The sequence below is a fragment of the Mesomycoplasma ovipneumoniae genome, from assembly GCF_038095975.1.
GTDB classification, from domain to species: Bacteria; Bacillota_I; Bacilli_A; order Mycoplasmatales; family Metamycoplasmataceae; genus Mesomycoplasma; species Mesomycoplasma ovipneumoniae_C.
In genome coordinates, this window is the sequence record NZ_CP146003.1 from 377567 (window position 1) to 404349 (window position 26783).

General features: G+C 31.4%; 6 protein-coding genes. 2 read left to right on the top strand and 4 right to left on the bottom strand.

Annotation, left to right across the window (positions count from 1 at the left end):
• The first annotated feature begins 14 nt into the window (after positions 1–14).
• Positions 15–5507: a P97 family adhesin gene (locus V3255_RS01445; protein WP_341516287.1), complete on the top strand. Its 5493-nt coding sequence runs from the start codon at positions 15–17 to the stop codon at positions 5505–5507.
• A 262-nt stretch (positions 5508–5769) separates the two neighbouring features.
• Here V3255_RS01445 and dcm read toward each other — a convergent pair whose 3' ends face one another.
• The 3 genes from dcm to V3255_RS01460 all read right to left on the bottom strand — a co-directional run bounded on the left by dcm (position 5770) and on the right by V3255_RS01460 (position 11788).
• Complete coding sequence (gene dcm / locus V3255_RS01450) at positions 5770–7896, bottom strand: DNA cytosine methyltransferase (protein WP_333503406.1); 2127 nt, start codon at positions 7894–7896, stop codon at positions 5770–5772.
• 1 nt (position 7897) lies between these two features.
• A complete protein-coding gene (locus tag V3255_RS01455) occupies positions 7898–8110 on the bottom strand; it encodes a helix-turn-helix domain-containing protein (protein WP_303438935.1) in 213 nt (70 codons plus the stop codon).
• A 606-nt stretch (positions 8111–8716) separates the two neighbouring features.
• On the bottom strand, positions 8717–11788 hold the full coding sequence (locus tag V3255_RS01460; protein WP_341516288.1) for a hypothetical protein: 3072 nt from the start codon (positions 11786–11788) through the stop codon (positions 8717–8719).
• Between the two features lie 804 nt (positions 11789–12592).
• Between V3255_RS01460 and V3255_RS01465 the strand changes: the two genes are divergently transcribed.
• A complete protein-coding gene (locus V3255_RS01465; RefSeq protein WP_337902945.1) occupies positions 12593–18109 on the top strand; it encodes a P97 family adhesin in 5517 nt (1838 codons plus the stop codon).
• A 709-nt stretch (positions 18110–18818) separates the two neighbouring features.
• Here the strand turns inward: V3255_RS01465 and V3255_RS01470 are convergent.
• The gene (locus V3255_RS01470; RefSeq protein ID WP_341516289.1) at positions 18819–26741 is read right to left on the bottom strand and encodes an ABC transporter permease; all 7923 of its coding nucleotides are present in this window, start codon (positions 26739–26741) and stop codon (positions 18819–18821) included.
• Between the last annotated feature and the right edge of the window lie 42 nt (positions 26742–26783).

Consider the following 26783-nt stretch of genomic DNA (forward strand, 5'->3'; position numbering starts at 1 on the left):
CCTGGAGGGGTTTTATGCAAAAGAATAAGGCAAAAATATTAATTGGTAGTGCCGCTGCAATTGTACTAATGTCGACGGTCTTTGGAACTGTCGCTGGACTTGCTGCTAAAACTAGATATCGCGGAGTTAATCCTACCCAAGGTGTTGTTAGTCAGCTCGGCCTAATTGATTCAGTAAGTTTTAAACCAAGCGTTGCTCACTTTACAAGTGATTATAAAACTGTCAAACAAGCACTTTTAGGGGACAAAACTTTTAATGCCAGCAGCTCTGAATTTAGCGACTTTGCATCAAAATTCAATTTTTTAACTAATAATGGCCGTAGTGTTTTAGCAATTCCTAACAAATACAAAGTTGTTATTGAAAAATTTGAAGCCCAAGATGAACAACAACGCTTTTTCCTTTCATTTCATTTGGAAGAAACTCTTGAAGACAAAAACGTGGCTCGCTCGGCAACAAAATCAATTTACCTTTCAGTAGTTGATGCCCCTAAAGCGGCTTTGGCTCAATTTAGTAATATTGTTGACTCAAATTTTGCTAATTTAGTTCCTAGTCCTCTTAGTCATTTTTCATCAACATCTGTTAGACCTTTGAGCCTAACTCGTGCTGATGATTTTGCAAAAACATTAAATCAATTTGAATCATTAGAGGATTTTGAGTCTCATTTAAGTAAATTTTTTGACATTCAAGCAATTAAGGCAAAAATTCGTCTTGAAGCCCAAGGCTTTGGTTTTGCCAAAGGCGACTTAGAAGAGCCTTTTGTATTTAGTTTTGTTAAAAATCCACAAAACTCAAATGAGTGAGCAACAAGTTTGAACCAACAAGTCCCTGCGGTGCGTTTATATTTAAAAACTGAATTCGGGTCTCAGGCAAAAGCAACTTTGGCTGACTATAAACATAAAGATGAGTCATTTTTAACTTCAATTGATTTATTAGCAAGCGATAAGTCTACTTTATTTGCTAATACAAAAGATCTAAGCGATCAACTCGATGTTAATTTACTTGATGCTTCTGATTATTATATTGATCCAGATAAGCCTCAGGTTGACCCGACAACTGGAGTTTTACTTCCTTCATCACTTAGTTTGTTCCAACGTGATGTATTAAGAAGAGCTTCTGATAATTCAGTTGATAAATTTTCTTTGTTTCGTTATGATGCAATTAATTTTTATAAACAACTTCAAGAACTTGTAAGTAAACCTAGCGCAATTAAAGATATAATTGATGCCAGCCTAACACGTGGTCTGACTTTTTCTTTTGGTAAATATGATTTACTTTTTGATAATTTACGCGAGCATCTTGATTATGACTTTTTAGTTTCAAATGCTAAAATTCGTCAAAATTCTGTTTCAAAAAAATTGTTTATTGAGTTGCCAATTAAAATTAAGCTTAAGTCTTCGATTTTTGGTGACACTGGTTCAAATATTAAAACTATTTTGGAAAAAACTGTAAGTTTTAAACTTGATAATTTCCGTGATCAAAAAATCGAAGATGCCCTAGCCAGCCTTTATCCTGAGCTTAGTGAGCAACTAAAACAATTAAAAGACGCCCAACAAGCCGCCCAACAATTAGCCGCTGATACTTCCCCAATTCAGACTCAGTGAGCTGGTCAAACCTTAGGAGCAACCAAAGAAAATCCTTATGATATTAGGCAAGGTGCTCCAAAATCCTATTTACTTTCAAAATACGAAATTAAACAATTAATCGACCAAGGAGACTATAAAAAACTAATTAGTCTTTTAAGTGATCAAAATTCTTACAATATTGACTTTAAATTAGGCTCAACTCTACAAGCCCAAAATATTCAAGTTCCGTCTGACAAGGAAATATCTAATTTAAATGCAACAATTGACTCAGCTCAGTCTTTAAAAAATGCTGATATTTATTCAGTTTCGACTTCGACATTTAAAAATCGTGCTTCTTTATTTGCTTATTTCCGTTATCTTTTATCATTAGAACCTAAAGAGGCAATCAAAAAACTTGTTAATATTGGAACTCAAATGGGTCTTGAATTTGAAGGCTATCAAGACTTACCGCTAAATCCAACTTTAGAAGATTTAGCAAAAGTAAAAATTAAAACTAAATTTGACAACTATGAACACTCCCAAGATTTTCTAAGTGAGCAGGATGCCGATGAGAACCAAGACGAATCAGTGGGAACAAAATTTGGACTAAAGCTTCTTGATTTTAACGGTTATTTTGCTAATGACATTACAAGTCCAAATCAAGGAATGGCTTTATTTTTACCAGCAAGTCTAGATTCTAATCAAACTCAGTCAACTGGTGGTGGTTCAGGTTCAACTAATTCAACCCCAACTACTGACTGAAAAGCTGAAATTACTAATAAACTTGTTAGTGATAAAAACCAGTTAGCAAGCTTACCTTTTGCAATTTGAGACAGAATTATTGGCCAAGAAAAAGCCCAAGACAACACCCAAAAACTAACATACAAAATTCTTAAAAACTACCAAGAAGCAATTAAAATTGCTAAACAACCAGCTTTTTGAAATACTTTAGATACTGATAATAATCCTCAAGTTCCTTTTAAAGATCAGAATTTTAGTAAAATCTCAAGTCTTAGTGATTTAGTTTTTGCCTTTTATACTCAGGCAGCCTTAGCTAATAATTGAAATGAATACCAAGACTCAGGAGCACGCCCTTCAATTAAATTTGAAATTGAAGAAGACGCTGCGGCTCAGGCTTCTAAAGAAGGTAAAGTAATTGGACTAAAAATTAAATATGTTGTTGGCTTTGATGACAATGCTGGTAAATTTGTTGATGATGTAATTTCTTCAAGCCCACAGACAATTTTTGTCCGCACTTCAGGGCAGTCAGAAGCAGAAGTAAAACAAAAAAATAATTTAGACCAAATGGTTGAAGATGCCCCACTTTCAAGTCAGTCCTTAATTCTTGATGCTGAAAAATTTGGTCATTTACAAATTCTTGCTAATTCAATTTATGACAAGAAAAAGCCTGCACCAGAACCAGAAGCTCCAAGAAATCCAGATAATATCCGTTGAATTGACGACAAGATTCCAGGTCAGCCTCGTCCAGAGGTTAAAAGACCTGAAATCAATCAAGATGAATTTTTCAAAGGCAAACTAAGACCGGTTGCCGTAGAGGTATCAACCTTCTCTACTCTAGACGAGAGTCCTTATTTTGCGACTCCTTTCCAGGAAAACTCCCAGACTTCTCAAGGTTCAGATTCAACATCTGAGAGTTCAAATCAAGACTTACAGACTCTAAAACAAAAACTCGAAATTCTTTTAGGTGAGCAATTTAGTAATTATTTTAATAATCTTGATCCAAACATTAGTTTTGAAATTGAATCAGTAAAGCAAATCTCACCGGAGGTCTACAGTGTTAGTCTTTCGTTAGTAAAAAATGTTGTTGACGGAAATACAACAACCCGAGTTAAATCAGATAAGAGTCTAACACTGATAGTCCACAAACAACAAGACAATATTCCTGAACTAGCAAAGTCTCCGGTAGTATCAAATACTAGCTGGGCAAAACAGTATAGTCCAGACCAGCCTTTGGCTAATTCAACAACAATAAGTCTTGAATTTAAAAATCCAATACAGACTGATGCAAGCGGTCGACCAACAAGTCAGTGGCTATCTTCAGTGCCGGTGAGTATTCATCCGGCTGAACTGGCTTTAAGTCCTTTGCAGCCGGTGATAGCTCCTGAGTTGAAAAATGACAAATTGGCGAAACTTCGTGACGAAGGGAATACATACTTCCAAGCACCTAATCTGAGAAGGAAACAGAATAATAGTGTTGAAATAAATAAGAAGAAGGCAGCGGCCCGAAAAGCTACTAGTGAAGCGTCTAAAATTACTGTTCAAAATCCAGCCTTAAATACTTCTCAGCCCATCTCGATCCCGAATCCTCAGCACCAATTAGTTCAACTAACCTTAAACCAATTACTTAACCAAAGCGTTGTTGACTTTAAAATAAGCGATCTAAAGGTAGAATCAGCGACAAAATTATCATTTACTCTTGAAAGTAGTGATATAAAACGTTTAATTAATGCCCCTATTGAAATCGCAAAAGCGTCGGATTCTTCTACAGAGGAAGAAAAATCTCAACCTGAGACTAACCAGCAACCAATATCTAACATTGTAAAAATTAAACCTAAACTAGTCTTACAAGGAGCAGTTGGTGTTCCATGGGCAACAATAAAAAAACCCGCTAAGTTCTCAGTGTTCCTCAAAGAGAACGACGGTTACTGACAAGATCTGTTTAGTAGACTTGCTAATTGAAAACTAAATAAAACTGAACTAAATAATGCAAAACCTCAAAATAACAAAAATGTTCACCCTATACTAATAAATCGAAATTGACATGGTACCCTCCAAAATAACAACGATCCACTTTGGCAATTGTTCGCAAACGACCCTGCCGAAAATCTTTCTGCTTTATCTCTTAAAGTCTTTGACCCTTCAGGTTATTTAAACCAAAGATTAGCTAAAGAAGGTACTAGTCCAACTACTAATCTTGATTTATACTCATACCAGCTCAATAAAACAAAAGAAAAAGACGTTAGAAAAGGTTGGACAAATGTTCACCCAAATCAATTTGTTAGCCCAGGGGAAAACTTCAGACTTACTAATGATTATTTAAATATTATTTTAAATCAGCCAACAAAAGTTACTTATTATAGTGCAAGTGATTTTGTTAACAATCTATTTAATGATCCTGACAAAAAAGATACTGATGTCCAAGACAAATACACAAAAACTGTTAAAGAAAAAGTAGGAGCTAATGCCGTTGACTGAGGAACTGCTTATTTGAACTTTTGGTATCCAAAAGAATTAATTCAGCAACAATCAAATATTATTAGTGCTAATTTAACTGATTTATTATTTGTTAATCCTGACGAACTAACAAACAACGAAAAAATGATTGCCCCTAATTTAGTTAATTGATGGCCTAATTTCCGAAATTCAGAAACTCCATTTATTAAAACAACTGAAAATGCAAAGGCAAAGAAAAGTGTTCTTCAAAATCCACTTGGTTGAACCCAAGTTCAAAATGGCGGATTTGGCCTTCGGGTAAGAAAAACATTATTTAATCGTGATACTCGTACATTTACACTAACAACTAATATACCTGTTCCAACCCAGGATTATTCAGAAGTTAAAGATACCGATGACTGACGTTTTGTTTTCCAAAACGAAAGTGGTCAAATTGCAATGCTAAAAGCAACTCGCACGACCAAAGATTCAAATAACCCCGATTTTAAAGATAATGGTGCAGTTCAGTTCCAGACAGTTATTCCTGAGCATTTCTTTAGTTCAAATGTTAGATTTGCGGGGATATTCAAACAAGAAGATCAAAAATTAAAATGGCTACCAATTATTGATACTGAATTTATTATCGATGATCGTTATTTTGATAATATTACCACTGATCAACTTGACTTTAATAAAGCAAATGCCCGTGGTCTTACCAATAATGCTTTTGGTGAAATCTTCAAAGAATTCAATATTCACAAAAAAAAGTAACCTTAAATAAACTAATTAAACAAAAATAAAACAAATAAATTAATTAAATACAAATAAATTACCCCTTTGAGTTTCAATCAAAGGGGTTTTTTATTATTTTAAAATTAACATTTTGTAAAAAATCCTTGCTCTAAGAATCCCGAGTTTGACAGTTTGATGGGTTATTTTTTTGCCCTGGTTTAAATGGTACTTATATTTAAGAATTACATTTTCATTCCTTTAGGTTTTTGAGCATAGAAAAAGCGACTAAGATTTTTATTTCTTAATCGCCTTTAGTTTCTTTTGTTAATAAATCATTCCAAGCTATTTTGTGTTCTGCATTTATTTCTGGATGAGTTTGTATGTTATGAATATACCTTTCCATAAATAAATCTGTATTATCTAACAATCTTAAATAATATTTTAAGGTCGGAAATACACCATTTATAATTACTTGACACCCATGTTCCGTTTTGATTTTTTCAACTAAATCATGAATTATTTCTAATTCATCATCTTTAGGAGCCAATGTACTTAATATATAATACCTTTGTATTGTTGTATTACAAAACTTTTTATAGGCATCATCTACCATTATATAGTTTGGTGCTATATCAAACTTTACTTCTACAACTTCATATAAACTTCCATCGTTGTTTATAACTACAATATCGCCAGCATTTCCACTACTTCTATCAGAACTATAATGAGATGATATTTGCTGTAAAAATTTATCGTCAAATCTTTTTAACTCTTTAGTTATACATTCATAGACACTGTATAAAGCAACTACTGGCAATATGGAAGCTCCTCTACTTTTATAACTATAATAAAAATGTTTTTCTAACAAATCTATTATCTCATTTATACTCAAAGTCGATTCTCTTTCTACCGGGTTTATCACTCTAACAGATTTAAGTTCCCTTGCTTTTATGCTCAAATGAAAGATTCCCATTAAATAATTTTGTGGTTTAGCTCCATTCTCTTCTATATCATTTAAAATCTTTAAGAAAGCGTCTTTAACCACTTTATTATTTATCTTACCTGGAAAGTCTAAGTTGTATGGTATATTTTGTTCAAGACTTCTTGTGAATCATCCTGAGTCTTTCATTGCTCCTAAGAACTGCTTCTGTTTCAGAAATGGAGTAATGTATTTAGTATCAAAACTTCTTCCACTATAACCATTGTCCATATTTGCTTGATGCAATCTAATATCTTGTTTTATATGCAAACATTTATATACTAAACTTGTAATTAAGACAGTATATACACCTTTTAAGGTTTCCTCTTTTTCAACAATTGATTTAATATAATTTTTCTGAGTATCTGTTAAATCAATTTCATCTAAGGACTTAATTGACAAACTGTCATTATATGTTTTTTCTAAAAACTCACTCACATTCACTTCATTACCCTCACTTTCATTCCAAAATTGATTTATTACTTCTTTAGCAACATTTCTTATCATTGGTACACAAACGCTATTCCCTATTCTTTCATACAATTTCGCTTTTGCCCCGACCTTTATAAAGTCATTTGGAAATCCCATAAACTTATAACATTCATTAAGTGTCAGTTTTCTAACTTTACCATCAACATAAATAAAATATCTTCCGCTTTGCTCTTGAGAAGTAATTGTTGGATGTATCCCCTCAGCAGAATAAATTCTGTTTGGTTGTTTATGAACTCTTGATAAATATTCTGTTCCTTTTCTTACTCCAATTGTGCGAATTTTTTTATTTCGATACCCACAAAAAATAAGCCCTGATTTTTGCTTCTTAATTCTTTCTGTTTCTATTAAAGTGTAGTCTGTTTCATCTAAGTATTCAAACTCACCCTGTTTATCAAGAAATTCATACATTGAACTTACTTTATGTTTCTGTATATCACTAAAATCAAATACCTTACCCTCTTTATTTCCAATTATTATTATTCTTTCTCTATTTTGAGGTACACCAAAATCTTTTGCATTCAAAACTTTATATGAAACAGAATATCCTAATTCACTCAAAGTTTTTATCATTATAAATAGAGTATTTCCTTTATCGTGTTTTTCTAAATTTTGAACATTTTCTAAAATAAATGCTTTAGGCTTTTTTTTCTTTAATACTCTGCAAATATCGAAAAACAAAGTTCCTCTTGCACTGTCCTCAAAACCTTTTTGCTTTCCACTAATTGAAAAAGCTTGACAAGGAAATCCTGCACAAAGAATATCAAAATTAGGCAATGTATCTGGATTTAATTGTGTAATATCACATTTAGAATTATCGCCAAAATTAGCTTTGTACATTTCTATTGCGTGTTCGTCTATTTCACTACTAAATACACATTCTAATCCCAACTCTTCAAGTGCTAACCTAAATCCTCCTATTCCTGAAAATAAATCTATAAATTTAAGATTCTTACTCATTTTAAATCTCCGTATCCCTAATTATTTCAACCATTTCTTCAATTTTACAATCTAGTGCGGCACATATTTTTACTATTGTTTCTAAACTTACACCTTCATCTTTTCCCATTCTAGCTACAATATTGCTACTAATACCAGAAGTTTTTTTTAAATATTTTTTCTTCATATTTCTTGATTTCAAAAGATTCCATAATGGCTCATACGATATGTTCATACAATCCCCTATTGCCTTTTTATCTTGTTTAATTATAGCAAAAAACTTGAGTTTCCTCAAGATCCTAAATAGTAAGTCCAAGGCAACATAAGTACTTAACTTACTATTTAGGCTAAAATACATTAATCGTGGGAGTGTTCATAATTTTAGTTTAAAAAGCAAAATTATGAATTTTTAAACTGCTTTTTTAGTTCCAAACACTGGCAAAAATCACAAAAAAAATACAACTACTATTTAAACTCAATACAAATAGAAAACTCGTTTTTATTTGCAGCGAGTCTAAAAAAACATATGAAGTTTTGAAAGAGCAATAACCAAAAGCCATAAATTTATAGATTTCTAAACGGTAAATTTAAGGCATACCATTATATTTAAAAACATAATGGAAAATTCGCATTATCTTATTTTAATACACCAAAAAACATAATAATTCCCCCTTAATTCAATATCAAAATTTATTAATTATTCTTAGTGAGTCTAATTATAACTGAAAATTTTTTTAGACAAAGCATTTTTTTTTTTTTTGCAAAAGGTTAATTTTAAAATAATAAAAACCCCTTTGGCTGAAACTCAAAGGGGAAATTAATTTGTTTAATTAAAATTTAGTTATTTTCTTGGCTTGTGAATGTTAAATTCTTTGAAGATTTCACCAAAAGCATTATTGGTAAGACCACGGGCATTTGCTTTATTAAAGTCAAGTTGATCAGTGGTAATATTATCAAAATAACGATCATCGATAATAAATTCAGTATCAATAATTGGTAGCCATTTTAATTTTTGATCTTCTTGTTTGAATATCCCCGCAAATCTAACATTTGAACTAAAGAAATGCTCAGGAATAACTGTCTGGAACTGAACTGCACCATTATCTTTAAAATCGGGGTTATTTGAATCTTTGGTCGTGCGAGTTGCTTTTAGCATTGCAATTTGACCACTTTCGTTTTGGAAAACAAAACGTCAGTCATCGGTATCTTTAACTTCTGAATAATCCTGGGTTGGAACAGGTATATTAGTTGTTAGTGTAAATGTACGAGTATCACGATTAAATAATGTTTTTCTTACCCGAAGGCCAAATCCGCCATTTTGAACTTGGGTTCAACCAAGTGGATTTTGAAGAACACTAGATTTTGCCTGTGTATTTTCAGTTGTTTTAATAAATGGAGTTTCTGAATTTCGGAAATTAGGCCATCAATTAACTAAATTAGGGGCAATCATTTTTTCGTTGTTTGTTAGTTCGTCAGGATTAACAAATAATAAATCAGTTAAATTAGCACTAATAATATTTGATTGTTGCTGAATTAATTCTTTTGGATACCAAAAGTTCAAATAAGCAGTTCCTCAGTCAACGGCATTAGCTCCTACTTTTTCTTTAACAGTTTTTGTGTATTTGTCTTGGACATCAGTATCTTTTTTGTCAGGATCATTAAATAGATTGTTAACAAAATCACTTGCACTATAATAAGTAACTTTTGTTGGCTGATTTAAAATAATATTTAAATAATCATTAGTAAGTCTGAAGTTTTCCCCTGGGCTAACAAATTGATTTGGGTGAACATTTGTCCAACCTTTTCTAACGTCTTTTTCTTTTGTTTTATTGAGCTGGTATGAGTATAAATCAAGATTAGTAGTTGGACTAGTACCTTCTTTAGATATTCTTTGATTTAAATAACCTGAAGGGTCAAAAACTTTAAGCGATAGAGCAGAAAGATTTTCGGCAGGGTCGTTTGCGAACAATTGCCAAAGTGGATCGTTGTTATTTTGGAGGGTACCATGTCAATTTTGATTTATTAGTATAGGGTTAACATTTTTGTTATTTTGAGGTTTTGTACTATTTAGTAGATTTGTATTTGGTTCTCAGTGAGCAAGTCTACTAAACAGATCTTGTCAGTATTTGTCGTTCTCTTTGAGGAACGCTGAGAACTTAGTGGGTTTTTTTATTGTGCTTCAAGGAACACCAACTGCTCCTTGTAAGACTAGTTTAGGTTTAATTTTTACAATGTTAGATATTGGTTGCTGGTTAGTCTCAGGTTGAGATTTTTCTTCCTCTGTAGAAGAATCCGACGCTTTTGCGATTTCAATAGGGGCATTAATTAAACGTTTTATATCACTACTTTCAAGACTAAATGATAACTTTGTTGGTGATTCTACCTTTAGATCGCTTATTTTAAAGTCAACAACGCTTTGGTTAAGTAATTGGTTTAAGGTTAGTTGAACTAATTGGTGCTGAGGATTCGGGATCGAGATGGGCTGAGAAGTATTTAAGGCTGGATTTTGAACAGTAATTTTAGACGCTTCACTAGTAGCTTTTCGGGCCGCTGCCTTCTTCTTATTTATTTCAACACTATTATTCTGTCTCCTACTCGGATTAGGTGCTTGGAAGTATGTATGCCCTTCGTCACGAAGATTCGCCAAAGCCGTATTCTTCAACTCAGGAGCAATCACCGGCTGCAGCGGACTCAAAGCCAGTTCAGCCGGATGGATTGTCACCGGCACTGAAGATAGCCACTGACTTGTTGGCTTACCGCTTGCATCAGTCTGTATTGGATTTTTAAATTCTAGTGTAATTGTTGTTGAATTAGCCAAAGGCTGGTCAGGACTGTATTGTTTAGCCCAGCTAGTATTTGATACCTCCGGAGTCTTTGCTAGCTCAGGAATGTTGTCTTGTTGTTTGTGGACTATCAGTGTTAGACTCTTATCTGATTTAACTCGGGTTGTTGTATTTCCGTCCACAACATTTTTTACTAACGAAAGACTAACGCTGTAGACTTCCGGTGAGATTTCTTTAACTGATTCAATTTCAAAAGTAACATTTGGATCAAGATTATTAAAATAATTACTAAATTGTTGACCCAAAAGAATTTCGAGTTTTTGTTTTAGAGTCTGTAAGTCTTGATTTGAACTCTCAGATGTTGAATCTGAACCTTGAGAAGTTTGAGGGCCGTCTTGGAAAGGAGTCGCAAAATAAGGACTCTCATCTAGGGTAGAGAAGGTTGATACCTCTACGGCAACCGGTCTTAGTTTGCCTTTGAAAAATTCATCTTGATTGATTTCAGGTCTTTTAACCTCTGGACGAGGCTGACCTGGAATCTTGTCGTCAATTCAACGGATATTATCTGGATTTCTTGGAGCTTCTGGTTCTGGTGCAGGCTTTTTCTTGTCATAAATTGAATTAGCAAGAATTTGTAAATGACCAAATTTTTCAGCATCAAGAATTAAGGACTGACTTGAAAGTGGGGCATCTTCAACCATTTGGTCTAAATTATTTTTTTGTTTTACTTCTGCTTCTGACTGCCCTGAAGTGCGGACAAAAATTGTCTGTGGACTTGATTGAATTACATCATCAACAAATTTACCAGCATTGTCATCAAAGCCAACAACATATTTAATTTTTAGTCCAATTACTTTACCTTCTTTAGAAGCCTGAGCCGCACCATCTTCTTCAATTTCAAATTTAATTGAAGGACGCGCTCCTGAGTCTTGATATTCATTTCAATTATTAGCCAAGGCTGCCTGAGTATAAAAGGCAAAAACTAAATCACTAAGAGTTGCAATTTTACTAAAATCTTTATCTTTAAAAGGAACTTGAGATGAATTAGTGTCATTATCTAAGGTATTTCAAAAAGCTGGTTGTTTGGCAATTTTAATTGCATCTTGGTAATTTTTAAGAATTTTGATCACTTAACTTAATTGTGTTTTTCCTATAATAAACTCAAATAATACAAATTTTGAGCTATGTTTTTAAATGTAGTACAATGCATTAAATTTACCCTTTGCAAAAAAAAAAAAAAAATGCTTGGTCAAAAATAAAGTTATGTTATAATTACCATCACTTAAGGATAATTAATAAATTTGATATTGAATTAGGGAGGAATTAGTTATGTTTTTGTCATAAAAAAATCAGAAAATGCGAATTTTCCATTATATTTTTAAATATGATGGTATGCCTTAAATTTCACCGTTTAGAAATCTAGAAATTTAGGCTTTTAATTATGGCTCTTTCAAAACTTCACATATTTTTTTAGGCTCAATGTAAGTAAAAACGAGTTTTCTATTTGCATTGAGTTTAAATAGTAGTTGTATTTTTTTATGATTTTTGTCAGTGCTTTGAACTAAAAAAGTAGTTTAAAAATTTCATAATTTTGCTTTTAAGTCAAAATTTTAGCTTTTTTAGTTTGCTTTATTTAACTGTTAAGTAGATTTTGCATTCATGAGTGCTAGATTTAAAATTCAGTGTTTTTGCTTTGATAGTTATTTTTTCCTGGGCTTGCCAAAAAAGTCAAAAAAGTGCCAAAACCGGATACTTTTTTAGGATTATCTCATCAAACTGGGAAATTCGGGAAAATATCATAAATTTTTATTAATTGTATTTTTAATTAATTAAAAAAAATTTTAAAATTACGTAAAAATAAGTTTTAAATTTAGTATAATTCTTTTTGTTAAAATAATAAAAATGATAAAAAAGGGAAAAACCAGGAGCATTTTATGCAAAAGAAAAACGCAAAAATATTAATTGGTAGTGCAGCTGCAATTGTACTAATGTCGACAGTATTTGGAACTGTCGCCGGACTTGCTGCTAAAACTAAATATCGCGGAGTTAATCCTACCCAAGGTGTTGTTAGTCAGCTCGGACTAATTGATTCAGTAAGTTTTAAACCAAGTGTTGCTCACTTTACAAGTGATTATAAAACTGTTAAACAAGCACTTTTAGGGGATAAAACTTTTAATGCAAGCAGCTCTGAATTTAGCGATTTTGCATCAAAATTCAATTTTTTAACTAATAATGGCCGTAGTGTTTTGGCAATTCCAAACAAATACAAAGTTGTCATTGAAAAATTTGAAGCCCAAGATGAACAACAACGCTTTTTCCTTTCCTTTCATTTGGAAGAAACTCTTGAAGACAAAAATGTTGCCCGCTCAGCAACAAAATCAATTTACCTTTCAGTAGTTGATGCCCCAAAGGCAGCACTAGCTCAATTTAGTGATATTGTTGATTCAAATTTTGCTAATTTAGTTCCTAGTCCACTTTCTCATTTTTCATCAACCTCAGTTAAACCTTTAGCCCTAACTCGTGCTGATGATTTTGCAAAAACATTAAATCAACTTGAGACATTAGAGGAATTTGAGTCTCATTTAAGCAAATTTTTTGACATCCAAGCAATTAAGGCAAAAATTCGTCTTGAAGCCCAAGGCTTTGGTTTTGCCAAAGGTGACCTAGAAGAACCTTTTGTATTTAGTTTTGTTAAAAATCCACAAAACTCAAATGAATGAGCAACAAGTCTAAACCAAAAAGTTCCTGCGGTTCGTTTATATTTGAAAACTGAATTCGGGCCTCAGGCAAAAGCTACACTAGCAAACTATAAACATAAAGATGAGTCATTTTTAACTTCAATTGATTTAGTAGCAAGCGACAAGTCTACTTTATTTGCTAACACCAATGATCTAAGCTCCCAACTCGATGTTAATTTACTTGATGCTTCTGATTATTATATTGATCCAGATAAGCCTCAGGTTGACCCGACAACTGGAGTTTTACTTCCTTCTTCACTTAGTCTTTTCCAACGTGATTTATTAAGAAAAGCTTCTGATAAGTCAGTTGATAAATTTTCTTTGTTTCGTTATGATGCAATTAATTTTTACAAACAACTCCAAGAACTTGTAAGTAAACCTGCTGCAATCAAAGATATAATTGATGCCAGCTTAACACGTGGCCTAACTTTTTCTTTTGGTAAATACGATTTACTTTTTGATAATTTACGCGAGCATCTTGATTATGACTTTTTAGTTTCAAATGCTAAAATCCGTCAAAATTCAGTCTCACAAAAATTATTTATTGAACTGCCAATCAAAATTAAGCTAAAGTCATCAATTTTTGGCGACACTGGCGAAAATATTAAAACTATTTTGGAAAAAACTGTAAGTTTTAAACTTGATAATTTCCGTGATCAAAAAATCGAGGATGCCCTAGCCAGCCTTTATCCAAAACTTAGCGAGCAACTAAAACAATTAAAAGCTGCCCAAAGCACCCAAGAGGCCGCCCAACAACTAGCTGCTATTTCCCCATTTCCGTCTCAGTCAGCTGCTGAGACCCTAGGTGCAACCAAAGAAAATCCTTATGATATTGTCCAAGGTGCTCCAAAATCCTATTTACTTTCAAAATACGAAATTAAACAATTAATCGACCAAGGAGACTATAAAAAACTAATTAGTCTTTTAAGTGATCAAAATTCTTACAATATTGACTTTAAATTAGGCTCAACTCTACAAGCCCAAAATATTCAAGTTCCGTCTGACAAGGAAATATCTAATTTAAATGCAACAATTGACTCAGCTCAGTCTTTAAAAAATGCTGATATTTATTCAGTTTCGACTTCGACATTTAAAAATCGTGCTTCTTTATTTGCTTATTTCCGTTATCTTTTATCATTAGAACCTAAAGAGGCAATCAAAAAACTTGTTAATATTGGAACTCAAATGGGTCTTGAATTTGAAGGCTATCAAGACTTACCGCTAAATCCAACCTTAGAGGACCTAGCAAAAGTAAAAATTAAAACTAAATTTGATAACTATGAGCACTCCCAAGATTTTCTAAGTGAGCAGGATGCCGATGAGAACCAAGACGAATCAGTGGGAACAAAATTTGGACTAAAGCTTCTTGATTTTAATGGTTATTTTGCTAATGACATTACAAGTCCAAATCAAGGAATGGCTTTATTTTTACCAGCAAGTCTAGATTCTAATCAAACTCAGACAACCTCAACTCAGCCAAGTTCAACCCAAACTACAGACTGAAAAACTGAAATTACTAAAAAACTTGTTAGTGATAAAAACCAGTTAGCAAGTCTACCTTTTGCAATTTGAAACAGAATTATTGGCCAAGAAAAAGCCCAAAACACTGAAGAAAAACTAACATACAAAATTCTTAAAAACTACCAAGATGCAATTAAAATTGCCAAACAACCGGCTTTTTGAAATACTTTAGATGCTGATAATCAATCTCAAGTTCCTTTTAAAGATCAGAATTTTAGTAAAATCTCAAGTCTTAGTGATTTAGTTTTTGCCTTTTATACTCAGGCAGCCTTAGCTAATAATTGAAATGAATATCAAGACTCAGGAGCACGTCCTTCAATTAAATTTGAAATTGAAGAAGATGCATCTGAAACCGCTAAAGAAGGTAATGTAATTGCTCTAAAAATCAAATATGTTGTTGGCTTTGATGATAATGCTGGTAAATTTGTTGATGATGTAATTGCCTCAAGCCCGCAGACAATTTTTGTTCGCACATCAGGTAAGTCAGAAGCTGAAGTAAAACAAAAAAATAATTTAGACCAAATGATTGAAGATGCCCCACTTTCAAGTCAATCATTAATTCTTGATGCTGAAAAATTTGCCCATTTACAAATTCTTGCTAATTCAATTTATGACAAGAAAAAACCAAAACCAGAAGAAGTTCCTCAAAAAAAATCAGAATTCCGCTGAATCGATGACAAAGTTCCTGGCCAGCCTCGTCCTGAAGTAAAAAGACCTGAGATCAATCAAGATGAATTTTTTAAAGACAAACTAAAACCAGTTGCCGTAGAGGTTTCAACCTTCTCTTCTCTAGACGAGAGTCCTTATTTTGCTAGTCCATTCCAAGACAGTCCTCAGACTAGTCAAGGCTCTGAGTCAAGCCAGAGTTCAAATCAAGACTTACAGACTCTAAAACAAAAACTCGAAATTCTTTTAGGTGAGCAATTTAGTAATTATTTTAATAATCTTGATCCAAACATTAGTTTTGAAATTGAATCAGTAAAGCAAATCTCACCGGAGGTCTACAGCGTTAGTCTTTCGTTAGTAAAAAATGTTGTTGACGGAAATACAACTACCAAAGTTAAATCAGATAAAAGTCTAACACTAGTAGTACAAAAGCAACAAACTAACATTCCTGAACTAGCAAAATCTCCGCAAATTTCAAATACTTCTTGAGCAAAACAATATAATCCTGATGAGCCCTTAGCAAATTCAACAACAATAACTCTTGAGTTTAAAAACCCAATACAGACTGATGCCACCGGTAAGCCAACAAGTCAGTGACTGTCCTCAGTGCCTGTAACAATTCATCCGGCCTTAATAAACATTTCTCCTCAGGCCGATGTCCTTGACCAAGCAATAGCAAATGAGTTGCTATCTCGTTTAGACACCAATAGTTTAGTAGGGAGTCCTACTACTGATACTATTATGAAAGTACTACAAAGAAAACAAGTCGATGAAATCATCAAGGAGCTCAAAAGCAAAGTTTCTGAGATTTTATCTAGTCTTATACGCCCTGTTGAAAATGCCTTTGTTCGTCATGAAACAACTAAGTCGCATATTTTATCTTTAGCTCATATTCAAAATTCAAACCATTCGCCAATTAAATTATCACTAAATTCTTTAACAAACACTAACCCTGAAGTCAAAGTTGCAAATCTTAAACTTATTAACGAAAAAACTATTAGCTTTGATTTAGAAAGTTCAAATATTAAAAGGCTAATTAACGCGCCAATTGAAATAGCTTCTGAGTTATCTGACAAAAAATTTGATCTTGAATCAATGAAAGTTCATAACACTTTGAGTCAAGAAAATTCAGATTCTGATACACAAACACAAACCTCAACAATTACTTTTATTAAACCAAAATTTATTGTTGAGCGAACTGTTGGCGTGCCATGAAGTACTTCTGAAGTAGTTTTTGCTGCTAAGAAAAATTTAAATGACCCAACAAAACGAGATCTATCCAAAGTTAAAGACTCTAGCTTTTTTGTCTATGGATGGAGAATATTTACTATTCCACTTAATGGACAAACTTATCAAACCCCCGCTTTACAAGTCCAGCCTCTTTTTGATCCACTTGTTGATATGTTTCCTGTGCCTCAGGTTCAAAGTCTAACTAGTCTGTCATTTAAAGTTTTTGATCCTGATGGTTATTTATACCAAAAATTATATTCTAAATCAGCAACAAATGTTGATCTTTATTCTTATCGACTAAATCAAACAAAAGAACAATCAACTCGTAAAGGTTGAACTAACCAACACCCAAGTCAGGCAAATTTTGGTAATAATAATTTTAGTTTGCCTAATAACTATTTAAATATTATTACTAATCAGCCAACAAAAGTTACTTTTTATAATGCAAGTGATTTTATAACTGATTTATTTAATGATCCTGATCAAAAACAAGAAGATATTAATGACAAATACACTGATAATGTTAAAGAAAAAGTAGGAGCTAATGCTGCTGACTGAGGAAGTGCTTATTTTAACCTTTGGTATCCAAGAAAACTAATTCAAGAACAATCAAATATAATAAGTGCTAATTTAAATGACTTACTGTTTGTTGATCCAGATGAACTTGAAAAAAATATAAAAATGATTGCCCCGAATTTTACTAATTGGTGGCCTAACTTTCAAAATTCAGAAGTTGCCGAAATTCGCACAAAACATAACGAAGAAGCTTTCAAAAAAGTCAACCTTTTACCTCAAGGTTGAACCCAAATTCATGACGGGGGCTATCCACTTAAAGTTCAAAAAACCGCATTTAATCGCGACACTCGTACTTTTACACTTACAACAAATCTACCAATTCCAACTCAAGACTACTATCAAGATGTCAAAGACACTGATGACTGACGTTTTGTTTTCCAAAACGATAATAATCAAATTGCAATGCTCAAAGCTAATATGCTAAAACAAGGGTCAAAAAATCCACACTATCAGGACAAAGGTTGAATTCAATTTGAAACTGTAATACCTGAACATTTTTTCTCAACAAATGTTAGATTTGCTGGAATATTTAAACAAGAAGATAAAAAACTAAAATGACTGCCAATTATTGACACTGAATATGTAGTTGATGACCGTTATTTTGGTAATATTATCTCTGATCCTTTAGATCTTAAGAAAGCCCGTGGCCGTGGATTTACTAATAATGCCTTTGGTGATATATTCAAAGAATTTAACATTCACAGAAAAAAGCAATCTTAATTCAATAAATAAATTAAACTAATTAATTAAACACAAATAAACTACCCCTTTGAGTTTTAACCAAAAGGGGTAGTTTATTATTTTAAAATTAACCTTTTGCAAAAAAAAAAAAAAAAAAAATGTTTGGTACAAGAAAAAAATTATGTTATAATAAGTTTCACTTAAGAATAATTAATAAATTTGGATATTGGATTAAGGGGGAATCAAGGATGTTTTTGTCATAAAAAAATCAGAAAATGCGAATTATCCATTATATTTTTAAATATGATGGAATGCCTTAAATTTGACCGTTTAGAAATCTTCAAATTTATGGCTTTTATTTATGGTTCTTTCAAAATTTCATATGTTTTTTTAGGCTCAATGTAAGTAAAAATGAGTTTTCTATTTACATTGAGTTTAAATAGTAGTTGTTTTTTATGATTTTTGTCAGTGTTTTGAACTAAAAAAGTAGTTTAGAAATTTCGTAATTTTGCTTTTTAAGTCAAAATTTTAGCTTTTTTAGTTTGCCCTATTTGATTAATAAGTAGATTTTTCTTTTATGAGTCTTAGATTTAAAATTTAGTGTTTTTGCCTTGATAGTTATTTTTAACGGAAAATTTCCAATTAACTATCAAAAAAGAGTAAATAAAAAACTTGGGTAGGTCCCAAGTTTTTAGATTATTTCTTTGACTTATGTCTTAATTAAAACAAATCAGTAAACAAATGAAAATTAATTTTGTTCTTTAATTACATAAACAGATTTACGGTTTGTTAAGAAACGTCAGAGAATTCCAAGCACACCAAAGAAAATTACACTAATTATTAATAGCGCGATAAAGAAGACAGGAACTGATATTGCCAAAGCAAGGAAAATTGAATTTGAAGCAAGAATGTATGAGCTAAATATTCCCATTCCGAGCATTGCAAAAGGAACGCTTATTAGAGTTGCTATAACTAAAATTGGGAGATAAATGCTATAGAAAAGTCTTAATTTTGTTCGATTTGAATAGCCAAGAACGTCTAGAATTGCAATGTTTTCTTGATTTTCATTAATGATTGAAGAAGCGATAATTATTAAAATAATTAAGGAAACCGCTAGGAAAATAATGACAACAATATTAATTCCGGCTCCAAAAAGATTAGCAAAGTTAGAAATAAAGTTTGTTTCAATATTTTTAGCCTCAACACCTTGGGGGGCGATTTGATAAATTGTATTACCATAAATTTCGTTGAAATTTTTGAGTGCCTGTTTAATTGAAGAAAGGTTTTGGTTGACAAAGGTTTGGTTAGAGAGCGATGCAAAATCTAAGTTTGAATTTTGGTTAATTCAGGTTGCATTTTGTTGCTGGTTTTTGAGGTTAATAATTTTTAAAATTTCTTCTTTTGAGTAACCAGCAAGTTGTAAGGCACCTTTGTTTTGGTCTTGTTCGTTTTCACTAAAACCAAAAATGTTGGCAAAAAAACCAATTGTATCATCTTGATTTAGTGAATCAACATTAATCTCTGTGCTACCTGCTCAGTATCCAGAAGGTGAGTACAAAGTAAAGGAATTAGTAATTTGTTCAATATCAGGAGAAGCGAGAATTAATCCGTTAAATGGTTTTAAATTATAAAATTCTAAGGCTGAATCATAAATATCAAGACCAAGAAGTTTATTTGCAACGTCCTGTGAGGTAATTAATTCTGAATTTATATAAGTATCAGAAATACCAATTATTTTAAATTTAGCAGTTTTTTGTGGAATATCACGAATTTTTGCTAAATAACGGTCAACAGTGTTAATAATTGGCATTTCAATTATTGAATCTAGTCCTAAATTGTGTTTTTTGGCAAAAACGTGGTTGACAACTAAAGGATAAATATCATTTTCAATTTTGAAATCTTTAATGACTTTGAGTAAATCTTGGTTTGATTCATCTTTGATTTCAATTATTGGGTTATTTTGTCTTTGAGTATTATAACCGTAAATTTTAATACCATTTTCAACTGAAGATCCGTCATTATAAGAAGTGTCAATGTAAGTATAGACTTGATTTTGTGGAACATTTTCAGCATTAGGGCTTAGGGAAATTCCACCAAAGGAAACGGTAAAGTCTTTTTCAACATTTGGGTTCAAATATGACTCGACTAAAAATTTCCGGTATTCATCACGATTTTGGACTTGACCAAAAATTGAAACTTCGTGCGCCAGGTAGTCGTTCTTTGCAGGATCAAATTTAAAGTACCAAAATCTACCTAAATTAACATTCCCTGGATCGGCTAAATATTTAAAATATGGTTGTTTGTTAGCGATTTTTTCTTCAATATTTTGTGATTGTTCCATTTGGTGAACAACTTTGTTGGAAATTGAAAAAATATTATTTCTTAATGATTCAGGAAGATTTGAAAGAACAATATCAAAAATTGAAAGGTTATTTGTTTCACTAATTTTAATATTTAGCCCTGATCGAGAAAGAACAACCGGATTTTTTGAGTTAATATTAATTTCACCATTTTGGTTGGTATCACCAAACACGGAAGGATTTCCTGGACGGAAGTAATTTGGTGAATTAGTGTTAATCTCTGAACCTGATCCAATTGGAACATATAAGTTTTTCTCAAGATTTTTTGGATTATAAACAACTAACGGTCCACCTTCACGCGTTGGACTAAAGAGATTTAATTTGTATGTATAATGGCGATTTGAGTAAGTTTTTGTAATTGTATTTTGGAAAATATTATGGGAAGATAGTGAAAAAATTAGCGCAAATTGGACAATAATAATTGCAATTACTAGTGAGATAATTTTTCAAGTTGAATTAATAACAAGTGAAATTGAAAATTTGTTGACAATTTTGGTTTTTCGAAATAGTTTTGCCACTCCTTGGGCGAATTTTGAAGTGTTAATTTCAGTAATTCCTGATAATAATTGGTTTGGTTTTTGTTTTAAGTTTCAAAGAATTACTAAATAAATTAGCCCACTGATTGCCAAAAATGGAACTACGAAGGAAAATACAAATGAAATTGGCTCAAAACTATAAAGATTTACATCAAATTCTCAAAATTGTGAAATCAAGCCAACAAGTGGAATTTTGACAAAAAATCCAACTAAATAACCAAGAAATCCACCAATAAATGAAATCAATAAACCAATTGAGAGGAATGAAGAAGCAATTTCAAAGAGTGTATATCCTTGAGCCCGAAGAATTCCAAGCACTTTATTGTTTGTTGAAATATAACGTTTGATAATAAAGGCAACAGCAAAAAGTACTAGAATTGATAAAAATAAAGTTATATAAATATTAATTGATGAAAAAGTAGAAATTATATTTGTTCCAACTGAAATCCGCAAGGATCTTTCGGGATTTAAAAAGTCAATTTCATTAGCGCTAAATGTTCGCTGGAGACGATTTAGGGCAAAATTTTTGGCAATTAAATCATCAGTATCTTGCTTGAATTTTTCCAGATCGCCTTCTGGTTTTAATTTGATTAGTAAGTAATTTTTTACTGGATTTGAACGGAATGAAAAGCGAGCCTTATCAAAACCAAATTTATTTACATATGCTAAGGCTTGATTTGTCGGGTCAAGTTTAATATTTTTTTCGTCAATAACTGGATATAAATAATCAACACTAAAATCAGAACCGACAATTATATATTTAAGACCACCAGCATTTAAAATGTATTTATCATCTAATTGATCAATTAATTTTTCAATATCACTAGCATTGTCAGGAATTTGTCCTTGGTAGATTTCTTTTTGATTTTGTTCTAAATAGGTATTATTGACTTTGATAACATATGCGCGATTATCATCAATATTAATTGAGTTGCTTGCAAGACGGGTAACAATAATTTTTTCGAAGAATTTCTCGTAAAATTTGTAAATATTAACACCGAAAAATTCAGGATTATCTTTTGATTTTTCCAGAATTGAAGCAGAAATATCTTTTAATTTATAATAATCAAGCGAAACACTACTTGCCAAATTACTATAAATAAATGGCGGAAGTTCTTCACTATTTTTTATTTGTGATGATAAGAGCTCAATTAGTTGTGACTGCTGTGCTAAAGGATCAGCTTGAATTTGTCTTACAGATGGAATTCTTGATTGTAAAATAAAGGCAAGATTAAAATTGTTTGATTCAGTTTCGGTTAGGGCATCAGGATTTGTTGAAAATCATAAAGGAATTTGTGGCAGTTGAGCTGAGAAAAATTGTCCAAGTCCAAGAGAATCTAAATTTAGTCCAACAAGTAAAGGATTTAAATTGGCATATTGAGCAACAAGTGTTGATAAAAAGCGTTTTTTGAAAGGTGAGTCAGAAAATTTATTTTGTAGCAAATAATTATCCATTATATATTTAACAGATTTATTAAAGTTAGCATCAAAAGGATAATTTTGTGAATAATAAGCCAAATATCCTAAATTTTCAACCAATTCAGTTTGATTTTCAATTAGCCAGTTTTTAATAGTTTTTTTATTACCATGTTGGTCAGTATATTGTTTGTCAAAAACTGGGTCATTTAAAAGATTTTTAAAGGAATTGTCGTTTTTTAAATGCAAACTTGTAAGATAAGGCTGCAAAATTGATCTTGAAGCAGCAGGAAGTCCGGCAAAAAGTCCTTCTTGGTTTTGGAGATTTTTAATTCCACCAAAAAGTTGTGTGTCATTTAAAATTCCATTTGTTGAAGAAGAACTAGCAAAAGAATATAATTTATTAAATGCCTGTTGGAGTTCTAAGTTTGGAAGGTTGTTTTCGGCAACAAAACGAATTCAAAAACGGTAATTACGAATTGCAAGTGGAATAATTGAACTAGGATTACTAATAATTGAGCTTTGTAATTTATCAATTTGATCTGCTGAGGCTGAAATATAAATTGGCTTTAGTTTTAGGGGATTTCCGCCAGAATTGCCATCTTCAACTGGAGCAGGAATTTTGATTGAATTTGTTAAAAAGTAAAGAATATCACCAATAGATTCAGAACTTGCAAAAATATTTGTATCATCAAGACTTGGCGGTTTAATATTTGTGATAATATTACCGGTTTTTGTATAGTTTTTAAAATTAAAGATTTCAAAAATGTCTTTTATTTCTTGAAGTCTATTTTTAATATCTTCAATATTATCAAGATTAGCAATTCTTAAATATCTATTTAGAAAAATTCGCTCATTTAATGTTAGATTTGTAATTTTTATTTCAGGATTCTCAGTGAGTTTTGTCAGAATAGAACTTGCAAGGACATCAATTTGCTTACTTTTTTGCAAATTATCAGTATTTACAGCTGAATTTCAGTTAGCACTAATAAATTGTAAGTCATAAATATCAATTTTATCTTCATCAACTCCAGGAAGGAAATAACGAAGACCAATTTCTCCACTTCCTGAATCTTGTCCTTTTGATGAGGCATTAATTATTTTAATTAATGAATTTATTGTATTTTGTCTTGTTTTTTCATCTTTAAGAAAAGTTCCAACAAGGCCAATTAAATAATCATTAGCAAATAGTTCGCTTCGCTTGAAAAACTCTTGGTTTTCTTGTGCTTTTTTCAAATTTTCTGGCAGATTTACATATTTATCATAACCATCTGAAAAAGAAGTTTTTGTTAAATAATCAAGATTTTTTGCAAAAGTTGCAATGTCAAAATTAGTAATTAATTCAATTAGACCTTCGTTAATGTTTGAATAAGGGTTTGTACTTCCTTTTCCGTTCAGTTTTCCAAGAATTTTGATAATCTGAGCTTGTTTATCTTTTGCAAATTTTTCAACAATTGGTTTTGTTAAAAATCCTAAAAAACCTTTAGTTTTTTGGTCAACAACAGTTGAAAACATTGCATTAAAATCAATTTCATTAACAATATCAATTAGTCCTGATTTTATTCTTTGTTGGTCAATTGACTTCAAAAATTCTTTAACAAAATCGGAAGTTGAAAAAAGACTAATTAAATTTGTTTTGTTTTTGTTAGCTTCTTCGAATCAATTGTTTAAATTAGTAAGTAGTTTTTCAAAGTCAATTGAATAAATGACTGTTTTAAATCCATTTAATAGATTTATTGGATTTTTAATTGCCTTAGCGAGTGCCTCAACTCCACCAAGTCGTTGAATTTGATCAAAAATATCAACACCAAAAGTAGATAAAACTGAGTTTAATGAAAAAATTTGTCTAAGAAGATAAACGCTTCGATCTGAATTAGAGACAGCTGACTCTTGAGTTTTAGCAATTATTTGGTCAACAAAATTAGCTAGAACATCATTAATAATTGTTGGTCGGTTATTTTTAATTAAATTATGACCGGCCTTTACAAGTAATTCAGAAAGTAAATTATAATTTTTAGTTCGAAAAGAAAGAATATCAACTAATTTAATTTCATCAGCAGCATTAGCAAGAGCGGCAAAAATTGCATCTACATCCGGTTTTAAGAAAAAGCCATTATCGACTAAAACAGAATTATTTAGTGCATCAGCGGCTTGTAAAAATAATGAACGGGCTGATTTTTGTGTGTCAATTTCATTTTGAACATTAGTTGAAAAGTAATAGTAAATTAACGGAATTGTTGCTGTATTTGAAAAATTATCTACCCGTCTGAATCAACCATTTTGCGAAATTTTTGCATCAATTTCAAAGTTTTTGCTTGCCAAGAAATTTGCCAGTAAAGCTTGTGTTCGCTGCTCGCGACTTCCAGGAGCTGAAGAGTCAGTTTTTATAATATTTTCTGGAAGCAGAGTTCATTTAGCCTCACCAAGGTTTTTAAAAACATAGCCAAATTGGTAATTTGGTAGCAAAATTATTCCGTGAAAATCCAAGTTGGCAAAATTGCTTGTAGTCGGAATTGGATTTTCGTCTTGAACTTTTTTAAGTAAAACAATTTTTGTATTTAAAATGTTTTGGTAAAGTAATTTTTGGTCATCTTGAAATTCAACATTGCCAAAAGTTACTTTTAAATCAATTAGCTTTGGATCAATTCCGTAACTCTCATGAGCAGCGGCAATTATTTTAGCCTGGAAAATTGGCGGAATTTTTGTGTTTGAGTCATCTAAAATTTTTCCTGCTTGTGGAAATAGTTTAGTTTCTCTTTTTGATTTATAATCTTGAATTTCGTTAAATAGTCTTCCAAGTTGTTGCTGTTGTTCTAAATTTTGATTATCAAAACTAATTTTATTAAAAACTTCAGGACTAATTCCGGAATTAATAAAATGAATTACTTGGTTTGTTGTTGAATCTTTGCCTTTTTGTTGAACATCAATTGTAAAGGTTTGTCTTGTCCCAATTGAGTCAACTACTTTTACATCTCTTCCATTAACTTTTTGTGAGTAGTCTTGCAAATAATTATAAAAATAAACATTTGCATATTCTTGAACATTTTGTGAAAGTTTTAAAAAGGTTGCATTTTTAATATTGGAATTTGATAAGTTGTTTAATTCTTCATTTGTAACAAGTGCTAAATTGTTACTATTTAATTGTTCAATTTGGGCAATTGTACTTACAAAAGAAGGATCATCCTTTTTCTGGAAATTAACGGTTAAATCTGCAATTGAAAGATCAGCAGAGACAACAGTTTCATGATCACCATCAGTAGTTATTATCCGTTTTTCCCAGTAGTTAATATTTTGTAATTCTTCAAATTGTTTAGGGTTATTATTTTTTAAATAAAGTAAATATTCTTTAATAAAACCAGTGAAATTTTGACTATTTGCATCAATTTCTTTAAGTTTATATTTGTGATTGATATACTCAACTTTAGATCTTAGATCACGAACTCAGTTTGGCAATAATTGGTAATTTTGACCTGGATCTAAAATTCTAAACTCATTTGAGCTTCAGTTTATATCCTTTTTCAAATTAAAGGTTCTATCTTGGAATCGTGCAGTAATTGAATCGCCACTTTGAGTAAAATTAACAAACGATCCATTATTATTTTGAATCTCAAAATCACCATCAACTTTTTGTCTAATATTTAAAAGCGCATATAAATCCGGCCCTTTTAATTCAAAGCCAATTCCTTGTCTTTGTCAACTTGAGCCTAAAATTGGATCAAAAGTAGCTTGTTTTGTAACACCATTAATGACAAGTGAGTTAGCAAAATTGATAATAATTTTATCCCCTTGTTTGAAATAAACAAGGATGTCGCTTGCTTTGTAGGTTGTTTTGTCTAAGGTTATTTGATCACTTGTACTCAGAGAATATGATTTTACTTTTTTTTGAAAATTTTTACCATCACTAGTTGTATAAACTGGCAAAAATGCTTGCTTTGACAATGAAAATGTGTTGTCATCATTTAATTTTGCATTAAAGTAAAATTCGCGACTAAATTCGCTTGAAAGAACATATTCATCCTTGCTTAAACTAGGTGAAATTGAACCTAAACTAATAAAATTATCTTTTATTATTAGTTGTTTTTTACTTTTTTCGGACTCAAGTGGTTGATAAACATCTGGTTTGAGTTCATCATATCCTTCGTTTTGGGCGTTTCCAAAATAATTAAATTCAGTATTAATCGTTGCATCATGAAGACCAGAAAAATTTTTATACTCATCTAACCGGTCTTCATAGGCACGATTTGTCGTGAATAAAGTTGTAAAAATTACGGCGGTAAAGAAAACTAAAGTTATTAGCCCAACAAAAATAACTTTAGTTTTTAAAAACATTGCAAATATGTGTTTAAAAATCTTTTTCATAGGCTACCTACCTTAAAACTTAAAATTATAGTTTAAAAAATA